This is a genomic window from Azospirillum thiophilum, assembly GCF_001305595.1.
GTDB classification, from domain to species: Bacteria; Pseudomonadota; Alphaproteobacteria; order Azospirillales; family Azospirillaceae; genus Azospirillum; species Azospirillum thiophilum.
Window position 1 is genome coordinate 229689 of the sequence record NZ_CP012403.1, and the last position, 18124, is coordinate 247812.

Annotated in this window: 14 protein-coding genes; 7 read left to right on the forward strand and 7 right to left on the reverse strand. The window is 71.8% G+C overall.

Translation table 11 applies throughout. From position 1 onward, the window contains the following. Positions 1-22: 22 nt before the first annotated feature. The 6 genes from AL072_RS20280 to AL072_RS20305 all read right to left on the reverse strand — a co-directional run bounded on the left by AL072_RS20280 (position 23) and on the right by AL072_RS20305 (position 8950). Entirely contained in the window at positions 23-1717 is a 1695-nt protein-coding gene (locus AL072_RS20280; RefSeq protein ID WP_052710213.1) for an ABC transporter ATP-binding protein, read from the reverse strand. Continuing rightward, positions 1714-3420: an ABC transporter ATP-binding protein gene (locus tag AL072_RS20285; protein ID WP_052710214.1), complete on the reverse strand. Its 1707-nt coding sequence runs from the start codon at positions 3418-3420 to the stop codon at positions 1714-1716. Before AL072_RS20285 ends, AL072_RS20280 begins: the two co-directional genes overlap by 4 nt. Further along, positions 3413-4603: a PepSY domain-containing protein gene (locus AL072_RS20290; RefSeq protein ID WP_052710215.1), complete on the reverse strand. Its 1191-nt coding sequence runs from the start codon at positions 4601-4603 to the stop codon at positions 3413-3415. The genes AL072_RS20285 and AL072_RS20290 overlap by 8 nt, the downstream gene beginning before the upstream one ends. Next, positions 4600-5820 (reverse strand): RhtX/FptX family siderophore transporter, encoded by a 1221-nt coding sequence (locus tag AL072_RS20295; RefSeq protein ID WP_045584065.1) that lies wholly within the window; start codon positions 5818-5820, stop codon positions 4600-4602. Before AL072_RS20295 ends, AL072_RS20290 begins: the two co-directional genes overlap by 4 nt. Before the next feature lie 5 nt (positions 5821-5825). Then, positions 5826-7976, reverse strand: coding sequence for a TonB-dependent siderophore receptor (locus AL072_RS20300; protein ID WP_052710216.1), 2151 nt, complete (start codon positions 7974-7976; stop codon positions 5826-5828). A 152-nt stretch (positions 7977-8128) separates the two neighbouring features. Further along, on the reverse strand, positions 8129-8950 hold the full coding sequence (locus AL072_RS20305; RefSeq protein ID WP_052710217.1) for a helix-turn-helix domain-containing protein: 822 nt from the start codon (positions 8948-8950) through the stop codon (positions 8129-8131). A 452-nt stretch (positions 8951-9402) separates the two neighbouring features. Here AL072_RS20305 and AL072_RS35220 point away from each other — a divergent pair, with 452 nt between their 5' ends. Further along, a complete protein-coding gene (locus tag AL072_RS35220) occupies positions 9403-9549 on the forward strand; it encodes a hypothetical protein (protein ID WP_167543393.1) in 147 nt (48 codons plus the stop codon). Between the two features lie 121 nt (positions 9550-9670). Here AL072_RS35220 and AL072_RS20310 read toward each other — a convergent pair whose 3' ends face one another. Next, the gene (locus AL072_RS20310) at positions 9671-10072 is read right to left on the reverse strand and encodes a rhodanese-like domain-containing protein (RefSeq protein ID WP_045584066.1); all 402 of its coding nucleotides are present in this window, start codon (positions 10070-10072) and stop codon (positions 9671-9673) included. An 81-nt stretch (positions 10073-10153) separates the two neighbouring features. Here AL072_RS20310 and ftrA point away from each other — a divergent pair, with 81 nt between their 5' ends. The 6 genes from ftrA to AL072_RS20340 all read left to right on the forward strand — a co-directional run bounded on the left by ftrA (position 10154) and on the right by AL072_RS20340 (position 18083). Further along, a complete protein-coding gene (gene ftrA / locus AL072_RS20315) occupies positions 10154-11143 on the forward strand; it encodes a transcriptional regulator FtrA (protein WP_045584586.1) in 990 nt (329 codons plus the stop codon). A 65-nt stretch (positions 11144-11208) separates the two neighbouring features. Beyond that, positions 11209-11703: a GFA family protein gene (locus AL072_RS20320; protein ID WP_045584067.1), complete on the forward strand. Its 495-nt coding sequence runs from the start codon at positions 11209-11211 to the stop codon at positions 11701-11703. Positions 11704-11754: 51 nt separating this feature from the next. Continuing rightward, complete coding sequence (locus AL072_RS20325) at positions 11755-12480, forward strand: extensin-like domain-containing protein (RefSeq protein ID WP_144428318.1); 726 nt, start codon at positions 11755-11757, stop codon at positions 12478-12480. Positions 12481-12587: 107 nt separating this feature from the next. Beyond that, positions 12588-14342: a thiamine pyrophosphate-dependent enzyme gene (locus tag AL072_RS20330; RefSeq protein ID WP_045584068.1), complete on the forward strand. Its 1755-nt coding sequence runs from the start codon at positions 12588-12590 to the stop codon at positions 14340-14342. A 157-nt stretch (positions 14343-14499) separates the two neighbouring features. After that, positions 14500-15963, forward strand: coding sequence for a mechanosensitive ion channel family protein (locus tag AL072_RS20335; RefSeq protein ID WP_045584069.1), 1464 nt, complete (start codon positions 14500-14502; stop codon positions 15961-15963). A 344-nt stretch (positions 15964-16307) separates the two neighbouring features. Continuing rightward, on the forward strand, positions 16308-18083 hold the full coding sequence (locus AL072_RS20340) for an N-acetylglutaminylglutamine amidotransferase (RefSeq protein WP_045584070.1): 1776 nt from the start codon (positions 16308-16310) through the stop codon (positions 18081-18083). Positions 18084-18124 lie beyond the last annotated feature (41 nt).

The window sequence follows — 18124 nt, forward strand, 5'->3', positions numbered from 1 at the left end:
TGCAGGCCGGGTGCCGCAGCTTCTAGTTCACCCGGCCTCCATCCAGGAGCAGCACGCGATCGGCCATGCGCAGGGTCGCCGGCCGGTGCGCCACCATCAGCACGGTCGTCCCGCGCTCGGCACGGATGCGGGCGATGGCATCGCGCAGAGCCATTTCGCCGATGGCGTCCAGATTGGCGGTCGCCTCGTCCAGCAGCAGGATGGGAGCCTCCATGAGCAGGGCGCGGGCCAGGGCGAGGCGCTGCCGCTGGCCGCCCGACAGCCGGGTTCCCTGCTTGCCGCAACGGGCGTCGTAGCCGCCCGGCAGGGTGGCGATCGCATCATGGATGCCGGCCAGCCGGGCCGCCCGTTCGATCATGTCCCGGCCGGCGTCGGGGCGGCCCAGCGCGATGTTGTCGGCAACACTGGCGTCGAACAGATGGATGTCCTGGAGGACCGGCGCGATCAGGCGCCGCAGGTCGGCCTCGCGCAGCAGGCGGATGTCCCGCCCGCCGATCAGGATCCGCCCCCCCTGCGCCTCGCGCAGGCGAAGGAGAAGGTCGAGGCAGGTGCTCTTGCCACCGCCGGACGGGCCGGACAGCGCGACGAACCCGCCCTGCCCGACGGTGAAGCTGACGTCCAGCAGGCAGGGCGGCCGTCCGGGATGGGCGAAGGTGACGGCGTCGAAGCGGATGTCGTGCCGCTCCGGCGGCTTCGCGCCTCCTGCATCGGGTATAGCGGGCGGCAGACGCAGGATGGCCAGGATGCGCGTCGCCGCCGGACCGAGTTCGCCGAGCCGGCGGGTGGCCTGCGCGATCTCCGCCAGCGGTGCCGGCAGGGCGGCGGCCAGCGCGAGCAGCAGCGGCAGCGACGTCGCCTCCAGCCGTCCGGCCGCGACCAGACCGGCGCCCGACGCGACGGCGAGGAGGCCCGCCAGGGCCGGCAGCGCCTCGGTTGCCGTCGTTTCCAGCCCCGACCAGCGGCCCTGCCGCCGCCGCGCCGCGGCGACGGCGACGGTCAGCCGGGCGACGCGGCGGCGCCAGCGCTCCCCGGCGCCGAGGCCGACCAGATCGGCGAGCCCCCGCACGCCTTCGACGGTCACGGCGTTCAGCAGCCCCACCCAGTCGCGCAAGGCCAGCCCGGCCCCGCCGCCCCGGCGGGCGAGCCAGACCGGGAGCAGCAGCAGGACCGGCAGGACCGGCGCCACCGTGAGCGCCACCGCCGGGCCGATCCAGGCGAGCGCCGCCAGCGCTGCCAGCGGAACCAGCAGGGCGCCGACACTGTCGCCCAGCAGATGGGCGAAGGCCCATTCCATCAGTTCGGCATCGGCGGTCGCCGTGGCGGCGACATCCCCGCCCCGCCGCCCATCGGGTGCCGAACGCTCCAACCCGTCGTAGAGATCCAGTTGCAGGGTCTCGATCAGCGAAAAGGCGAGGTCGTGCGAGGCATGGCCCTGCCACCAGCGTCCGAGCGCCGTGGCCGGCACCAGCAGCCCGAGCAGGGCGATGCCGGGTTCCAGCATCTCCGGCCCGGCCCCGCCCAGCGCCCGCCCAGCCAGCCACGCCCCGGCGGCGGGCGTCGCCACCGCCGCAAGCTGGGCGACGGCACCGGCGAGGAGGGCGAGGGCGAAGCCGCGCGGGCGGCGGGCGACCATCGGCAGCAGAGCCGCCAAATCATGCCAGGACGGGTCGGACCAGAACGGATTGCACCGGAACAGGCTGCGCCGGGTCGCTCTCATCGGATCGTCTCCTGCGCCGCGACGAGCCGGGCGTAGAGCCCACCGGCTGCCATCAGCGTCTCATGGGTGCCCTGCTCGACGATCAGCCCGGCCTCCTGAACCAGGATGCGATCGGCGCGACGGACGGTGGACAGGCGGTGGGCGATGACCAGGACGGTCCGGCCGCGCCCGAAGGTGGCGAGGGCGTCGCGGATCGCCGCCTCCGCCGCCGGATCGACGGCGGAGGTCGCCTCGTCCAGCAGGAGGACCGGCGCATCCCGCAGCACCGCGCGCGCGATGGCGAGGCGTTGCCGCTGCCCGCCCGACAGCCCCGCGCCATGGTCGCCCAGCATCGTGCCGTAGCCCTGCGGCAGGGCGAGAATCTCGGCGTCGAGCTGCGCGACCCGCGCCGCCGCCCGCAGCGCCGCGACGCCGGCACCGGGCCGGGCGAGACGCAGGTTGGCGGCGATGGTGCCGGGGAACAGCACGGGATCCTGCGGAACCACGGCGATCAGCCGGCGCAGCGCCTCCGGCGCCAGGGCGGCGATGTCGGTGCCGCCAATCCGGATGCATCCGCGGTCCGGCGCGCGGAACCGGGTCAGGAGTTGGGCGATGGTGGATTTGCCCGCCCCGGACGGCCCCACGACCGCCACCATCGCACCCTGGGGCACGGCGAAGGTGACGTCGAACAGCGCGGGGTCCGCCTGACCGGGGTAGCGGTGGCCGACCCCCTCGAACCGGATGTCGAACCGCGTGGGCGCGGCGGCCACCATCGCCGGACGCGGCTCCGCTGCGGTGTCGAGGAATTCGCCGACCGGCCCGCCGGCCTCGGCCCAGCCCCAGGCGGCGTGGAACGCACGCTCCAGCCGCTCGATCGGCCGGAAGAGGTCGCGCGCCAGCAGCAGGCATAGAAGCAGCTCCAGCGGCGCCATCTCCCCCTGTGCCAGCCGCAGGCTGCCCCAGGCGGCGATGGCGGCGGTGCCGCCGAGGCTCAGCGCCCCGTTCAGGCCGCCGCGCAGCAGCGTGACGCGCAGCGTCCGCATCGACCCGGTCCGCAGGGCGGAGGCCAGCAGCGCCAGCTCCCGCCGCCGCCGGCCGGAGGCGCCGAACGCCTTCAGGGTCGGCAGGCCGCGCAGGCTGTCGAGCAGGAGGGCGGAAAAACCGGCCATCGCCGCGAAGACCCCGGCGGTGCGCGGCCGTTGCCAGCGCAGCCAGACCGGGTCGACCAGTACCGCCGCCGCGGCGACGCCGGCGAGCAGCAGCGCCGACCGTCCGTCCACCCAGGCGATGCCGGCGAGAAGCAGGGGGCAGCCGATCAAGACGGTGCCGAGCGCCGGCAGGTAACGGCCGGCGGCGGCCGCCGCCGCCTCGGCTCCGCCGGACAGCAGATGTGCCAGCGCGCCGTCCGGATGGTCGGCGGCATAGGCGGGGCCGAGCGCCAGCAGATGCCCGGCCAGCCAGTCGTGCAAGGCGGCGGCGGCCCGGCCGCCCAACCGCAGGGCAATGGCCTCGCCGCCCCAGGACAGCGATGCGCGCGCCACCAGCAGCAGGCCGGCGGCAGCAAGAGGCGGCATCGGATCGCCGCCCGCCAGGACGGCGGCGAGGGCGATCGCCAGCAGGACGCTCTGCGCGGCCTGCACCGCCAGCACCCCGAGCCCGGCCGCCGTCGCCAGCAGGGCAAGGCGCCAGTCCGGCCGCAGCAGCGCGAGGAGCCGCCTATCCATGGCGGGCGGCCTCCACCGCCGCCCGGCGGGTTCGGCCGGCCCGGCGGTTTCGCCGGCCGCGCAGCCAGACCCACAATCCTGTCACGTAGAACAGCGGCAGCGCCAGCCCGGCGGTGAACACCAGGGCCTGCCCGGCGGTCCCCAGCATCAGGTCGGCGTGCAGACCGCCGAGCAGACGGCGCATCGCCTGCGTCGGCGGTCCGTCCGCTGCCGTGGCGGCCCGCGCCATGCCGCAACGGCGGTCCACCAGGACCAGCCCGTCCACGAAGGCGATGAGGAAGGGGGCGTCCGGTCCAGGCCCGGCACCGGCGCTGCGGAACACCCGGCCGGGGTGGGCGGCGACGGCGGTCCGGATGGCCTGGGGCAAATCCGGCGGCCCGGCGCAGACGGACGGCTCCGGAGCCGTCGGTCCCGGGGTGGCGGCGGGGGCGGCGGGTTTTGAGACGGCGCGCAGCGGGAGCCAGTCCGGCCGCGCGAGCAGCGTTCCCGACAGGGCGAGGACGGCCAGCGGAGCCAGCAGCCACAGCCCGGCAGCACCGTGCAGGGCGCGCAGCCTCCCGGCCGGCGAGGGTCGCCGGGACGGCAGCAGCGCCTGCCGCCAGCCGGTTCTCCCTCCAGATCTCCCCGGGCCGCCGCGCGGCCACCACAGCAGGAGGCCGCTGCCGAGCGACAGGGCCAGCAGCAGGCCGCAGAGGGCGACCGCCGTTCCTCCGGGCGGCCCCGCCAGAAGCGAGCGGTGGAAGCCGAGCAGCAGGCTGAACCATGTGTCCTCGAAGATCACGGCGCCCAGCACCCGTGGCCGGTCGGGGCCGCCGCCGGGATCGACGGCGATCATCGGATGGCGCACCCCGCCTCCCGGCACCGGTTCGGAAAGGAACAGCAGGGCGCTGGCTGCCGGGATCGGCCCGGCATGGGGAGCCGTCACCGACATCACGGTTCCCGGCCCGCGATGGGCGGCAAGGGCGGCCGTCACCCAGGCGTCGGGCGGCGAGCGCCCGCCGGTCTCCGGCGCCTCCAGCATCGTCCCCAGTTCCCAGCGCAGCAGGGGGCCCTTGAGCACCAGCGCGGCGCCGGACAGCCCGAGCAGGGCCGCGAGCAGCCCGGCCGACAGCCCCAGCCAGCGGTGCAGCCACCCCCAAAGCCGGCGCAGGTTCATCCGGCGCGGGGCGATCCGGCGGCTCATGCGCGCAACTCCTCGCCGGCGCTGCGCAGAGGGGCGGTCCGGTGGGCGGCGGCGACGGCGGCGAGCGCCAGCAGCGCCGCGGCCCCCATGCCCGCGAAGGCGGTGCCGTAGCCGAGCCCCGCCGCCAGCCCGGTGACGGCGGCCGAGGTGCCGATCTCGCCGAGGTCGCGCGTGCTCTGGACCGCGGTCATGTCGGTGCCGGCCTGCCCGGCACGGGCGGCGAAGCCCATCGCCAGCGCCATCGCCGCCACCGACGCGGCCCCGGTTCCGGCCGCCCCCAGCCCGGCCGCCAGCCCGGCGACCCAGGTGGCGGAAGCCATGCCCAGGGCCTGCGCGCCCCAGCCGGCGGCGGCCGACAGGGAGGCCGCCAGCCCGAGCGCCAGCACCGGCCAGGCCCCCAGCCGCCCGACCAGCCAGGCGCCGCCGCCGCATCCCAGCGCCACCGTCACCGCGCCGCTGGCCAGCCCGAGACGCCCGACCTCCGCCAGCGACCAGCCGGAATCGAGCAGGAACAGCTTCCACAGCCCGAAACCGGCACTGGCCGTCACCGCCGACAGCAGCGCGACGGCCAGCAGCCGCAGGGAGCCCGGCCGGCGCAGGAAGCCGCCCAGGCTGGCGCCGCCGCGCGGGGCGGCTGCCGCCGCCGGTTCCCGCCACAGCAGGGCGAGCAGCAGCCCGGCCGCGACCACCGAGGCCACCGACAGCAGCGCCGCCCGAGTGCCGAACAGCCCGGCGATGGTCAGGCAGCCCGACCCGCCGAAGAAGAAGCCGGTCATCGTGCCCGCGACCTGGAGGCCGTTGGCCCGCGCCAGATCCGGGCCGGCGAAGCGTTCGGCGGCAAGGCCGTCCGTCGCGGTGTCCTGGGTGGCGCTGGCGAGGGAGGCGACGGCGAAGAGCGCGACGGCCATCCCGGCGGTATCAGCGGACAGGCCGAGCGCCGCTGCGGCCAGCAGGCAGAGCAGCACCAGCCCCTGCATCGGCAGCACCCAGCTCCGCCGCCGGCCGAGCCGCGGCGACCAGCGGTCGTCGACCAGCGGCGCCCACAGGAATTTCAGCACCCAGGGCAGCCCGACCAGGGGCAGGAAGGCCAGCCGGTCGAGCGGCGCGCCCTGCTGGCGCAGCAGGCCGGGCAGCGCCTCCATCGCCAGCCCGAGCGGGATTCCTTGCGTGAAATAGAGCGCGCCGATCAGCGCGAAGGCGAAAGCGCGGGTCTTCATGGCGGTCACCAGGAGTAACGCAGGCCGGCGGTGACGGTGCGCCCGTAGCCGATGCTGCAGTTGGCGAGCGACGAGCAGCTGGCGACGTAATAGCGGTCGAACAGGTTGCTGGCGTTCAGCGAGGCCCGCCATTTGCCGAAATCATAGCGGATGGCGGCATCGACCAGCGTCACCGACGGTACGGTCAGGCTGTTGTCGGCGCTGCCGGCGGTGGCGCCGACATGGCGCAGCCCGGCGCCGCCGCCCAGCCCGGCCAGCGGGCCGTCCGGCACCGTGTAGTCGGCCCAGCCCGACGCGATCCGGCGCGGCACCCCGGTCGGCCGCATGCCGCGGTCGATGCCGTTGCTCCTGGTGATTTCCGGATCCTGCCATGTATAGGCGCCGATCAGGCTGAGGCCGTCGCCGAGGCTGGCGACCGCCTGCAGTTCGATGCCGGTGGTCCGCACCTCGCCGGTCTGCACCTGGAAGCCGGTGTGGGCGGTGTCGGTGGTCTGCACGTTGGTCTGGGTCAGGTCGAACCACGCGGCGGTGAAGAAGCTGCTCATGCCGGCCGGCTGGAGCTTCACGCCGGCCTCGACCTGCCGCGCCTCCGACGGGCTGAAGGCGCGTCCGGCGAAATCGGTGCCGCTGACCGGGGCGAAGGAGGTGGCGTAGCTGGCGTAAGGGGTCAGGCCGCTGTCGAACAGCCAGGCGGCACCCGCCCGCCAGGTGAAGGCACCGTCGGACTGGGTCGTGGTCAGGCCGGTGCGGTTGTTGGTGCTGCGGTTGCGTGCCCAGTCCTGCCGGCCGCCGAGCGTCAGGACCAGCCGGTCGGCAACCTTCGCCTGCTGCTGGGTGTAGAGGCCGATCTGGTGGATCCGCGTCACGCTGTCCGCCGACAGGACGGACGGGTTGGCGACGGCCTGCCCGTAGACCGGCTGATAGAGATTCAGCGGCGGGGCGCTGCCGCTGTACTGGTAGAAGCTCTCACGGTTGTAGCGGTAGTCGACGCCGAACAGCGAGGTGACGGTCACCGGCCCGGCGCGCCAGTCGGCCTGGACCTGGCTGTCGCTGCCCAGCAGGTCGGCGTTCACGCCGAACCGGTAGGCCATGCGGTTGACCGTGGTTCCCGTCGCGGTCAGCGGCGTGTAGGCGTAGAGGTTGGACTGGTCGAACTCCAGCCGGTCGTAGCGCGTGGTCTGGCGCAGGCGCCAGACATCGTCGAGGCGCTGCTCGAACAGCCAGCCGGCGGAATATTGCTTGCGCTCGAAGCTGTCCAGCGCCGGGTCGCCGGAGAAACGGTTCATCGGGATGCGGCCGTTGGCGTTGGGCAGGATCGTGCCGACGGCGGGAAGCGGGCTCGGCGTCCCGCCCTCGTCCTTCTGGTAGCTGGCGAGCAGCGTCAGGCTGGTGGAGTCGGTCGGCCGCCAGGTCAGGGCCGGAGCGATGTAGACGCGGTCGTCCTTGGTGTGATCGACCTGGGCGTCGCTGTCGCGGACGAGGCCGGTCAGCCGGTAGAGCAGGGTGCCGTCCCCGCCGGCCACCGGTCCGCCGAGGTCGAAGGCCCCCTGGAAGCGGTCGTGGCTGCCGGCCTGGAGGTCCAGGACGTGCAGCGGCTGGTCGGTCGGCCGCTTGGTGATGGCGTTGACCAGCCCGCCCGGCGCACCCTGGCCGTAGAGAACCGAGGCCGGCCCGCGCAGCACCTCGACCCGCTCCAGCCCGAAGGGTTCGATCCGCGTCGTCATCTGGTTCGACATCTGGCGCAGCCCGTCGCGGAACAGCCCCAGCGTGGTGGCGTTGAAGCCGCGCAGCGTGATCTGGTCGTAGCGGTTGTCGGAATTGCCGAGCCCGGCGACGACGCCGGGGGTGTAGCGCAGCGCCTCCGACACCGACAGGGCGCCCTGGGCGTCCATCTGCTCGCGGGTGACGACCGACACCGATTGCGGGTTCTCGCGCAGCGGCGTGTCGGTCTTGGTGCCGGTGGCGCTGCTGGTGGCGACCAGCCCGTCCGCCGCGCCGCCGCCCGTTCCGGTCACCTGGAGTTCCGGCAGCAGGATGGCGGCCGGCGGCGGTCCGGCGGCCGGGCTTTCCGCCGTCTGGGCGTGCGGCGCAGCCGGCATCAGGACGGCGAGAAGGACGGTGGAGCCGAGCAGGCGGGATCGGATGGGATGCGGCATGAGTGGCCTCGCAGGTTGTTGCGAACCAATCGCATCTTGTCCGGCGCGGCGGAATGGCGGCGGCCTACGGCGGCCGGCCTCATGCCTATGATTTCCGGGCCAGCAATTTGCCGGCCGGGATTTACACGGCGGGAATCCCGGTGCCCACCCCGTCAGCGCAGCCGGCTGGGCGGCATGCCGAAGCGCTTGCGGAAGGCGCTGGTGAAATGGTTTGGGGTGTAGCCGACGCGGTAGGCAGCCTCCGCCACCCCGACCTCGCCGGATGAGAGCATCCGGAACGCCTCCTGCAGGCGATGCTCCGCGATGAAGTCGGCGACGCTGCAGCCGAAGCAGCGGCGGAAGCCGTCGGTCAGCTTGCGAACGTTCAGCCCGACCTGACGGGCCAGTGCCGCCAGGGACGGCGCCTGCCCCGGCGCCTGGAGGATGATCCGCCGGGCGTCGTGCAGCCTCTCCAGGTCCGCGCCGGCGAGCCGCCGGGCGCGGTCTTCGCCGCCGGCCAGCAGCCCGCCGGTGACGGTCGCGACCAGTTCCAGGGCCTTGGCCGCCAGATAGGTCTGCCGGACGCCACCCTTGAACGGACAGGCGCTGATCTGCATGCCCAGCGCGCAGACGGCGCGGTCGGCCCGTCCGACATGCACCCGCGCTCCGGTCCCGCCGGCACCCGCGCTCAGGCGTTCGGCGTCCTCCCCCAGCAGCCCGTGCAGCGTCGCGCTGTCGAGCGCCACGGTGACGTAGCGCAGGGCCTCCCCGGTGGGGAAATCATGGTGGGCGACGAAGGGCCGGTCCCCCAGCAACAGACACAGGGACGGGCCGGCGAGGGCGACCTCGTCCCGGCAATCGACGCGCAGGCCGAAACGGCCGCTGATCACCAGCCCGAGCTTCAGGCCGGGGGCAACCGTCTCGTCCAGCGCGGCCCCGGCGCCGACCTGCATCAGGCCGGCGGAAACCGCGATGTTGATCGAGGCTGTCGTCATGAAGCTCGCTACCCGACAAGGAGTCCGATGCCGGCGCACCGGCCGGCGGACCATAGCACCCATTGATAATGATTCGCAAACACCGCCCGGCCCTGGCTGCCCCGACCACCTGAACACGCCCAGCCGCTGGTATGGGCCGCAGCCCGACTGTCGGATCACGCGCCCGCGCAAGCGGCCATGACAATTTTGTTAACCAGAGCTGCGCCGATTTCCGGTGGGCGCCCGTTGCCGGCGCGGCGATGCGGGACTATGTGAGCGCTCCGCGGCGCCCACGCCGGTAAGGCATTGGAAATCAATACAATCCGTCACGCGGATCATTTTTCCGGCGCCTCCGGCGATGCCGAGGGAAGAAAAGTCCGGGCCCCGGCGTCGATAGCGCAGGGAACCGGCGAATAAAGGTCCGGCCGCCCCGATCGGGTGGCCGAATGAGGTTAGGGAAAGGGTCAGTCACCATGCTTTGCAACATCGTCACCGTGGCCTCGCTGGGCGTTCTCCTGCTGACGGGCATCGGCTTCAGCGTCACGAAGCCGCCGAAGCAGGATCGCGAACAGCGCGCGGACATGCCACGCCGCATCCTGGACGAGAACATCATGGGGTAAGCGGTTGCGGGGGCGGGGGCCACATGCCGCCGCCCCCGCCTTCCGCCGCCCCCTGCCCCCTGCCCCCTGCCCTTGGATAGCGGCGCAACGTCAGCCGGCAGAGCCGTCCTGACGAGGGTCGTCAGGTGGCTTCATCCGAAACGAGAGTGAAGCCTTCGTCCAGCCAGCCGGTCACACCCCCGGCCATGAGCTTGACCGGCCGCCCCAACCTGGCAAGTCGCAACGCACCACGCGCCGCACCATTGCAATGGGGACCGGCGCAGTAGGTCACGAAGATCGTATCTTCCGGCCAATCAGCCATCCTGGACCCCACGATCTTGCCGTGGGGGAGATTGATGGCTCCAGGAATGTGGCCCTTGGCGAACAGGGCGGGGCTGCGCACGTCCAGCAGGACGAAATCAGCCCCCTTTTCGAGGGCTTCGTGCGTGTCCCAGCAGTCAGTTTCAAATGTGAATTCGGCCGCGAAGTGCTCACAGGCCTCGGCGCTTGGAGCCGGCGGAACGGCGGTGACGGACGTTGCCATGTTCGATCTCCTTTCGCCGTCACTCTGTCCGAAGCGCCACCAGGCTTGCAATTGGCGGAAATGACAATATACGTGAACATCATGCCAAACCTCACCGGCCCCCTCGTCGTCGCCCTGCTTTACGATGGTCTTTGCACCTTCGAGTTCGGGATCGCGGCCGAAATCTTCGGCCTCTCCCGCCCGGAGATGGGGCCGGGGTGGTATCGCTTCGCAAGCTGCGCGGTGGATGAAGGGCCGATGCGTGCGCATGGCGGCTTCGTCATGATGGCCGACCATGGCCCGGAGCTGTTGCAACAGGCCGACATCGTGGTCGTTCCCGGCTGGAAGGGGGCCGACAGTCCCGTTGCCGATGCGCTTTGCCGGCAGCTTCGAGCCGCCCACGAACGGGGGGCGCGGCTCGTGTCCATCTGTTCGGGAGCTTTTGTCCTGGCGGCGACGGGGCTGCTTTCGGGCGGAGCTGTGACGACACACTGGCGATATGCGGACAAACTCCGTGCGCGCTATCCCGAGATCGCGGTTGACGACGCCTCGCTCTATCGCGAACACAATCGAATCTACACCTCGGCCGGAAGTGCTGCCGGCATCGACCTCATGATAGAGATCGTCCGGCAGGACTTCGGTGCGACGGCCGCAAATTCCGTGGCCAGGCGCCTGGTGATCCCCGCACATCGCACGGGAGGCCAAGCCCAGTTCCTCGAGCGCCCGGTCGCGCATCGGGAAGGCCTGGAGATCACCCCGCTTCTGGAGAATGTCCGCGCCAATCTGACGATGAACTGGAGTGTCGAACGCATGGCCGGGGAGTGTCGTATGAGCGTCCGCACGTTTCTGCGCCGGTTCTCCGAGGCCACCGGACAGACACCGGGGGATTGGCTCGTGGCCGAACGTGTCAGTGAAGCGCAACGGCTGTTGTGTCAGGGGAAGGCGAACATGGAGGACGTGGCGCTGGCGTCGGGATTTGGCAGTCCCCATACGCTGCGGCACCATTTTCGCAAAAGGCTCGGCATCAGTCCGAGCGAATATCGAACGCGCTTCATCAGGGAGCAACCTGGCGTGTCGTGCGTTTCATATTAAACGCACGACACGCCAGAATGGGCCTATGTCGGTTTCCTGTCCAATTGCTCCCGGAACCCAAATCCATGAAGCTCTCCGGTTCCTGTCGCTGCGGCGCGGTCCGCTTCACCCTGAACTCGCCGACGCCCGTCCCCTACATGCGCTGCTATTGCAGCATCTGCCGCAAGAGCGCCGGGGGCGGCGGCTATGCCATCAATCTGGGCGGCGACGCCGACACGCTGGAGGTCGAAGGGCGCGAGGCGGTGGCGACCTGGCGCGCCCCCATCGACGATCCCGGCCATCCCGGCCATACCCATCTTGGCCCGTCACGCCGCCATTTCTGCACGCATTGCGGCACGGCGCTGTGGGCGGAGGATCCGGCCTGGCCGGAGCTGGTCCATCCCTTCGCCTCCGCCATCGACACGCCGCTGCCGACGCCGCCGGAACGGGTGCATATCATGCTGGAATTCAAGGCACCCTGGGTCGAGGTGCCGGACGGCCCGAACGATGTGCAATTCACCGGCTATCCCGAGGAATCGCTGGAGGACTGGCATCGCCGCCACGGGCTGCTGGACCGCTGATGCCCGATAGACGGCCGGTACGGCGACCGGCAGCCCGACCGGCAGCCGCGGATGGCTAGGCTGCTGCGATGGCTGGCGCTTGTCCTCCTGCTGGCGGCGGCCGGGGCGGCGGCGGCGGTGTGGGGCGGGCTGGTCGCGGTGCCGGCGACATACGATCCATGGGCGCCGCTCGACCTGCGGGCGGAACCGGACTGGCTGACCGGCTTCAAGCTGGCGCGGCTGGAGCGTGATCCGGAGCAGTGCCGCGCCGCGCTGGGAGATACCGGCCTGCGCTTCACCGCCCTGCCCGATCGCGGGTCGCCCGATCGCGGGTCGGACGAGGACTGCGCGCTCCGCGGGGTGGTCCGGGTGTCGCGGTCGGAGGTCGCCTTCAGCAGCGGCTTCATCGCCACCTGCGGGCTCGCCGCCGCCTGGACCCTGTTCGAGACGCATGCGATGCAGCCGGCGGCCGAGCGGCATTTCGGCAGCAGGGTGGCCAGGGTCGAGCATCTCGGCACCTATGCCTGCCGCAACGTCTATGGCCGCGCCGAGGGCCGGCGCAGCGAGCATGCCAGCGCCAACGCCATCGACCTCGCCGCCTTCGTGCTGGCCGACGGCACCCGGATCGGCGTTCTGAACGATTGGGGCGCCGCCGGGGCCGGCGCGAAGGCCGCCTTCCTGCGCGACCTGCGCGACGGCGCCTGCCGATTCTTCGACGTGGTGCTGGGACCGGAGTACAACGACGCCCACCGCAACCATTTCCACCTGGACATGGGGGCGTTCCGCAGCTGCCGCTGAGGGGCATAGCCAAGGGAATCCCCAGAGGGGCATAGCCAAGGGAACCGCCGCGCCGCCGTCCTGTTGCTGGGCAAGAAGACGACAGACGCGGTACGGAGACAAAGCCCATGGCACGCACGGCAGCCGACATCCTGGTGGACGTCCTGGTCGATTGGGGGGTCGACACCATCTTCGGCATCCCCGGGGACGGCATCAACGGACTGGTCGAGGCCCTGCGCAAGCGCAAGGACGAGATCCGCTTCATCCAGGTCCGGCACGAGGAGGCGGCGGCGCTGGCCGCCTGCGGCTACGCCAAATTCACCGGCAGGCTCGGCGTCTGCCTCGCCACCTCCGGCCCCGGCGGCATCCATCTGCTGAACGGCCTCTACGACGCCAAGCTCGACCACCAGCCGGTGCTGGCGATCACCGGCCTGCAATATCACGACCTCGTCGGCACCCACACCCAGCAGGATGTCGAGCTGGACAAGGTTTTCCAGGACGTGTCGGTCTTCAACCAGCGCATCATGGGCGCGGCCCATGTCCGCAACATCGCGACGCTGGCCTGCCGCACCGCGCTGGCCCATCGCGGCGTCGCCCACGTCACCATCCCGGTCGACCTCCAGGACCAGGCGGCCGGCGACGACCTGCGGGCGCCGCGCAACGTCGCCGGCCACAACACCGCCCTGTTCGCGCCGGAACTGCCGGTCCCGTCGGAGGCGGAGATGCGGCGTGCGGTCGAGATCCTGGATGCCGGCAAGCGCATCGTCATCATGGCCGGACAGGGCGCGCTCCACGCCACCGACGAGCTGGAGCGGCTGGCGGAGAAGACCGGCGCGGTGATCGTCAAGGCGCTGCTGGGCAAGGCGGCGGTGCCGGACGACAGCCCCTATACCACCGGATCGGTCGGGCTGCTGGGAACCGAGCCGTCGCAGACGGCGCTGGAGGGCTGCGACACCCTGCTGATCGCCGGATCGACCTTTCCCTACATCGAATATTATCCGAAGCCCGACCAGGCCCGCGGCATCCAGATCGACATCGACGCCGCGCGCATCGGCCTGCGCTATCCGGTGGAGGCCGGGCTGGTCGGCGATTGCCGGCTGGCGCTCGACATCCTGACCGGGCGGATCAAGCGGCACGAGGACAGGTCCTTCCTGGAGGAGGCGCAGGCCGGCAAGGCGGAGTGGATGCGGCTGATGGAGGAGCGCGGCACCCGCCGGGACCTGCCGATGAAGCCGCAGGTCGCCGCCTGGGAGCTGGGCAAGCGCCTCTCCGACACCGCCATCGTCGCCTGCGACAGCGGCACCATCGCGACATGGTGGGCGCGGCAGATCCCGGTGAAGCGCGGGCAGATGCATTCGCTGTCCGGCAACCTCGCCACCATGGCGCCCGGCCTGCCCTATGCCATCGCGGCGCAGCTGGCCTTTCCCGACCGGCAGGTGGTCGCCTATGTCGGCGACGGCGGCTTCTCGATGCTGATGGCGGAGTTCGCGACGGCGGTGAAGTACAAGCTGCCGATCAAGGTGATCATCAACAACAACAGCTCGCTCGGACAGATCAAGTGGGAGCAGATCGCCATGCTCGGCAATCCCGAATATGTCTGCGACCTGCAGCCGATCGACTTCGCCAAGGTGGCGGAGGCCTGCGGCGGCACGGGCTTCACCATCCGCGACCCCAAGGAGTGCGGCGCCATCCTGGACGCCGCGCTGGCCCATCCCGGCCCGGTGGTGGTCGATTGTCTCGTCGACGGCAACGAACCGCCGATGCCGGCCAAGGTGAAGGCCGGGCAGGCCGCCCATTTCGTCGAGGCGCTGGCCAAGGGCACCCCGGATGCGCTGAAGATCGCCGCGACGGTGTTCAAGGACCGCGCCCGCGAGATCATCTGACGGGCCGCCGGCGGGCGCCGATGATGGGCGTTCGCCGCCAAACCCGATCGCCCCGACGGGAGGATGAATTGACCGCTTGACGGGACGAGGCGTGCTCGTGCCATCGTCGCCCCTCGCCCGGCCGCGGTGGCCGGGTGCCGAGGAGATCCCCTGTCCGATGAACGCCTTGCGGCGTCTGTCCGCCCCTTGCGCCGTCCTCGCCCTTCTCGCCGGGCTGGCGGCGGCCAAGCCCTGGCTGCATGCCCATCTGGAGCCCATCGCCGGTTCGTCGCTGAGCGGCGGGTTCGACATCGCCGTCGCGGCGGCGGCCTGGCTGGCCGCGGCCTGGGGCGGGGCACGGCTGATCGACCTGCTGGCGGCGGGCAACGGAAGCGGCGGGGCGAACGGGCAGCGGCCACCCCGCATCCCGCGGCTGCTCGCCGACCTGCTGCGCTTCTTCGTCTATGGCGTCGCGGTGCTGGCCATCCTGGCCTTCGTGCTGGAACAGCCGGTCACCGGCCTGCTGGCAACCTCGGGCGTCGCCATCGCCGTGCTTGGCTTCGCGCTGCGCAACATGATCGCCGACATCTTCGCCGGCATCGCGCTGAACATCGAGCATCCCTACCGGCTCGGCGACTGGCTGGAGCTGTCGCCCGGCGTGGCCGGCCGGGTCGACGAGATCAACTGGCGGGCCACCCGGCTGATCTCGTCGGACGGCACCGCCATCATCGTACCGAACGGCATCGTCGCCGGCAGCCGCTTCACCAACTACAGCCGCCCGGCCTCCGCCTTCCGCGCCACGGTGCCGATCCTGCTCGACCAGGAGGTGCCGGTCGAGCGCGCCAAGCGCATCCTGATGTCCGCCCTGCTGTGCGCCGACGGCGTGCTGCCCACCCCGCGGCCCGACGTGATCGTCGACGGCGTGACCCCCAACGGCGTCTCCTATCTGGCGCGCTTCTGGGCCGACGACGGCGCCCGCCTGTCGCTGGTGCGCGACGCCGTGCTGACCGCGGCGCTCGCCAACCTCGCCCGCGCCGGGATCGAGCCCGCCCGCCCGAAGCAGGAGATGCACCGCCGCCGCCCCGCCCCGCCCGACGGCGACGGCCTGCGGCACGGCCTGTTGCGGCGGCTCGACCTGTTCGACGCCTTCGACGACGAGGAAGTCGAGGCGCTGGCCCGGGCGATGCGCCCGCATCACCTCCCCGCCGGCGCCGCCGCCGTCCGCCAGGGCGACGCGGGGGAATCGCTGTTCGTCATCGCCGAAGGGGTGCTCGACGTCCAGGTCACAGCGCCCGCAAACGCCTCTCCGGCAGACGCGGAGGGCGGCCGGGGTCCCGGACCGCTCCACCTCATCCGCCTGCGGCCGGGCGACCTGTTCGGCGAGATGTCGCTGCTGACCGGCCAGCCGCGCAGCGCCTCGGTGGTCGCCTGCACCGACGCCCTGGTGTTCGAGCTGGAGCGCAGCCATCTCGACCCGCTGCTGCGCCGCCGCCCGGAACTGGCCGAACGGCTGGCCGAACTGATGGCCGAACGCCAGAGCCGGAACAGCGCCGAACGCGACCGCCGCCACGGCGCCGCCCCCTCGCCGCCGGTGGAATCGCAGGCGCTGCTGGCGCGGCTGCGCGGCTTCTTCAAGCTCTGATCCGCACCGCGACCGGCGACCGCCAAGCCTGACCCCGGCCATTTTGCCACCTTGGGTTGGTGGACGTTCCCGGACTCCATCCCTATCTAAACGGTCCCGATCGCAGAGCGGTCGGTTTGGAGCGACGGACTGCACGCCCGATGGAACGGCGGCAGCTCCATCATCGTGGAACCCCGGCCCGCCCGGGCCGTTATGCGGTGCGGGCGCAGGGTGCCCCCACCGGTGTTTCACGAGCGCTCGCGACGGGTGGCGGCCGCATTCCGCAGCCGGTGCCCCCGGTGTTTGGCCCTTCTTGCGGGTCGAGCGCCCCTTCGTCCTGAACCAACGAGGAGGCTCGACAGCCGATGTGCGGATTGAGCGGTGAAATCAGATTCAAGGCGGGAACCGCGGCGAGCAGCGCGGCGGTCCAGGCCATGTGCGACCGGATGGCGGCGCGCGGGCCGGACGGGCACGGCCTGTTCGCCCATGGGCGCGTCGCGCTCGGCCACCGCAGGCTGAAGATCATCGATCTCAGCGAAGCCTCGCAACAACCGATGGTGGACGCGGCGCTCGGCCTCGCCATCGTCTTCAACGGCTGCATCTACAACCACCGCGACCTGCGCGACGAGCTTGTCGGGCTCGGCTACCGCTTCTTCTCGGGCGGCGACACCGAAGTCCTGATCAAGGCCTATCACGCCTGGGGACCGGATTTCGTCAAGCGCCTCAACGGCATGTTCGCCTTCGCCATCCATGAGCGCGACAGCGGCCGGGTCGTGATGGGGCGCGACCGGCTGGGCATCAAGCCGCTCTACCTCGCCGACATTCCGGGCGGCCTGCGCTTCGCCTCCTCGCTGCCGGCCCTGGTGGCGTCTGGCGGCATCGACACCGACGTCGATCCGGTGGCGCTGCACCATTACATGAGCTTCCACGCCGTCGTCCCGGCGCCGCGCACCATCCTGAAGGGCGTGCGCAAGCTCCCCCCCGCCACCGTGCTGGTGGTGGAGCCGGACGGCACCCAGCGGGAGACCACCTATTGGTCGCTGACCTTCGGCCCGCAGCCGGGCGACGAGGGGCGCGGCTTCGAGGATTGGCGCGAGCTGGTGCTGGAGACGCTGACCCGCGCCGTGCGCCGCCGGCTGGTGGCGGACGTGCCGGTCGGCGTGCTGCTGTCGGGCGGGCTGGACAGCTCGCTGATCACCGCGCTGCTGGCAGAGAACGGCCAGAGCGGGCTGAAGACCTTCTCCATCGGCTTCGAGACGGTGGGCGACGAGCGCGGCGACGAGTTCCAGTATTCCGACATCGTCGCCAAGCATTTCGGCACCGACCACCGGCGCATCTTCGTCGACAGCGCCCGCGCCCTGCCCGAGCTGCGCGACTGCGTGCGCGCCATGTCGGAGCCGATGGTCAGCCACGACAACATCGGTTTCTTCCTGCTGTCGCAGGAGGTGGCCAAGCAGGTGAAGGTGGTGCAGTCCGGCCAGGGCGCCGACGAGGTGTTCGGCGGCTATCACTGGTATCCGCCGCTGCTGGAGAGCCGCGACGCGGTGGGCGATTATGCCCGCGTCTTCTTCGACCGCGACCAGGCCGGAATGGCCGAGGCGCTCGACCCGCGCTTCGTCGGCGAGGACCATTCCCGCCGCTGGCTGGAGGAGCGCTTCGCCATGCCCGGCGCCGAACGGCCGGTGGACAAGGCGCTGCGGCTCGACACCACGGTCATGCTGGTGGACGACCCGGTCAAGCGCGTCGACAACATGACGATGGCCGCCGGGCTGGAGGCGCGCGTGCCCTTCCTCGACCATGAGCTGGTCGAGCTGGCCGCCCGCATCCCGGCGGAGATGAAGCTGGCCGAGGGCGGCAAATACGTGCTGAAGGAGGCGGCGCGGCGCGTCGTCCCGGAGGCGGTGATCGACCGGCCGAAGGGCTATTTCCCGGTGCCGGCGCTGAAATACCTGCGCGGCCCCTTCCTGGAGCTGGTGCGCGACGTGCTGGACGCCCCGGCCGCGCGCGAACGCGGGCTGTTCCGCCGCGACTATCTCGACCGGCTGCTGGCCGATCCGGAACGCCACATCACGCCGCTGCGCGGGTCGAAGCTGTGGCAGGTGGCGCTGCTGGAATTCTGGTTCCAGGAACAGGGCTTCTGACCGGACGCCATTCGGCCGGACGCCGCAGGAAAACCAGAGCC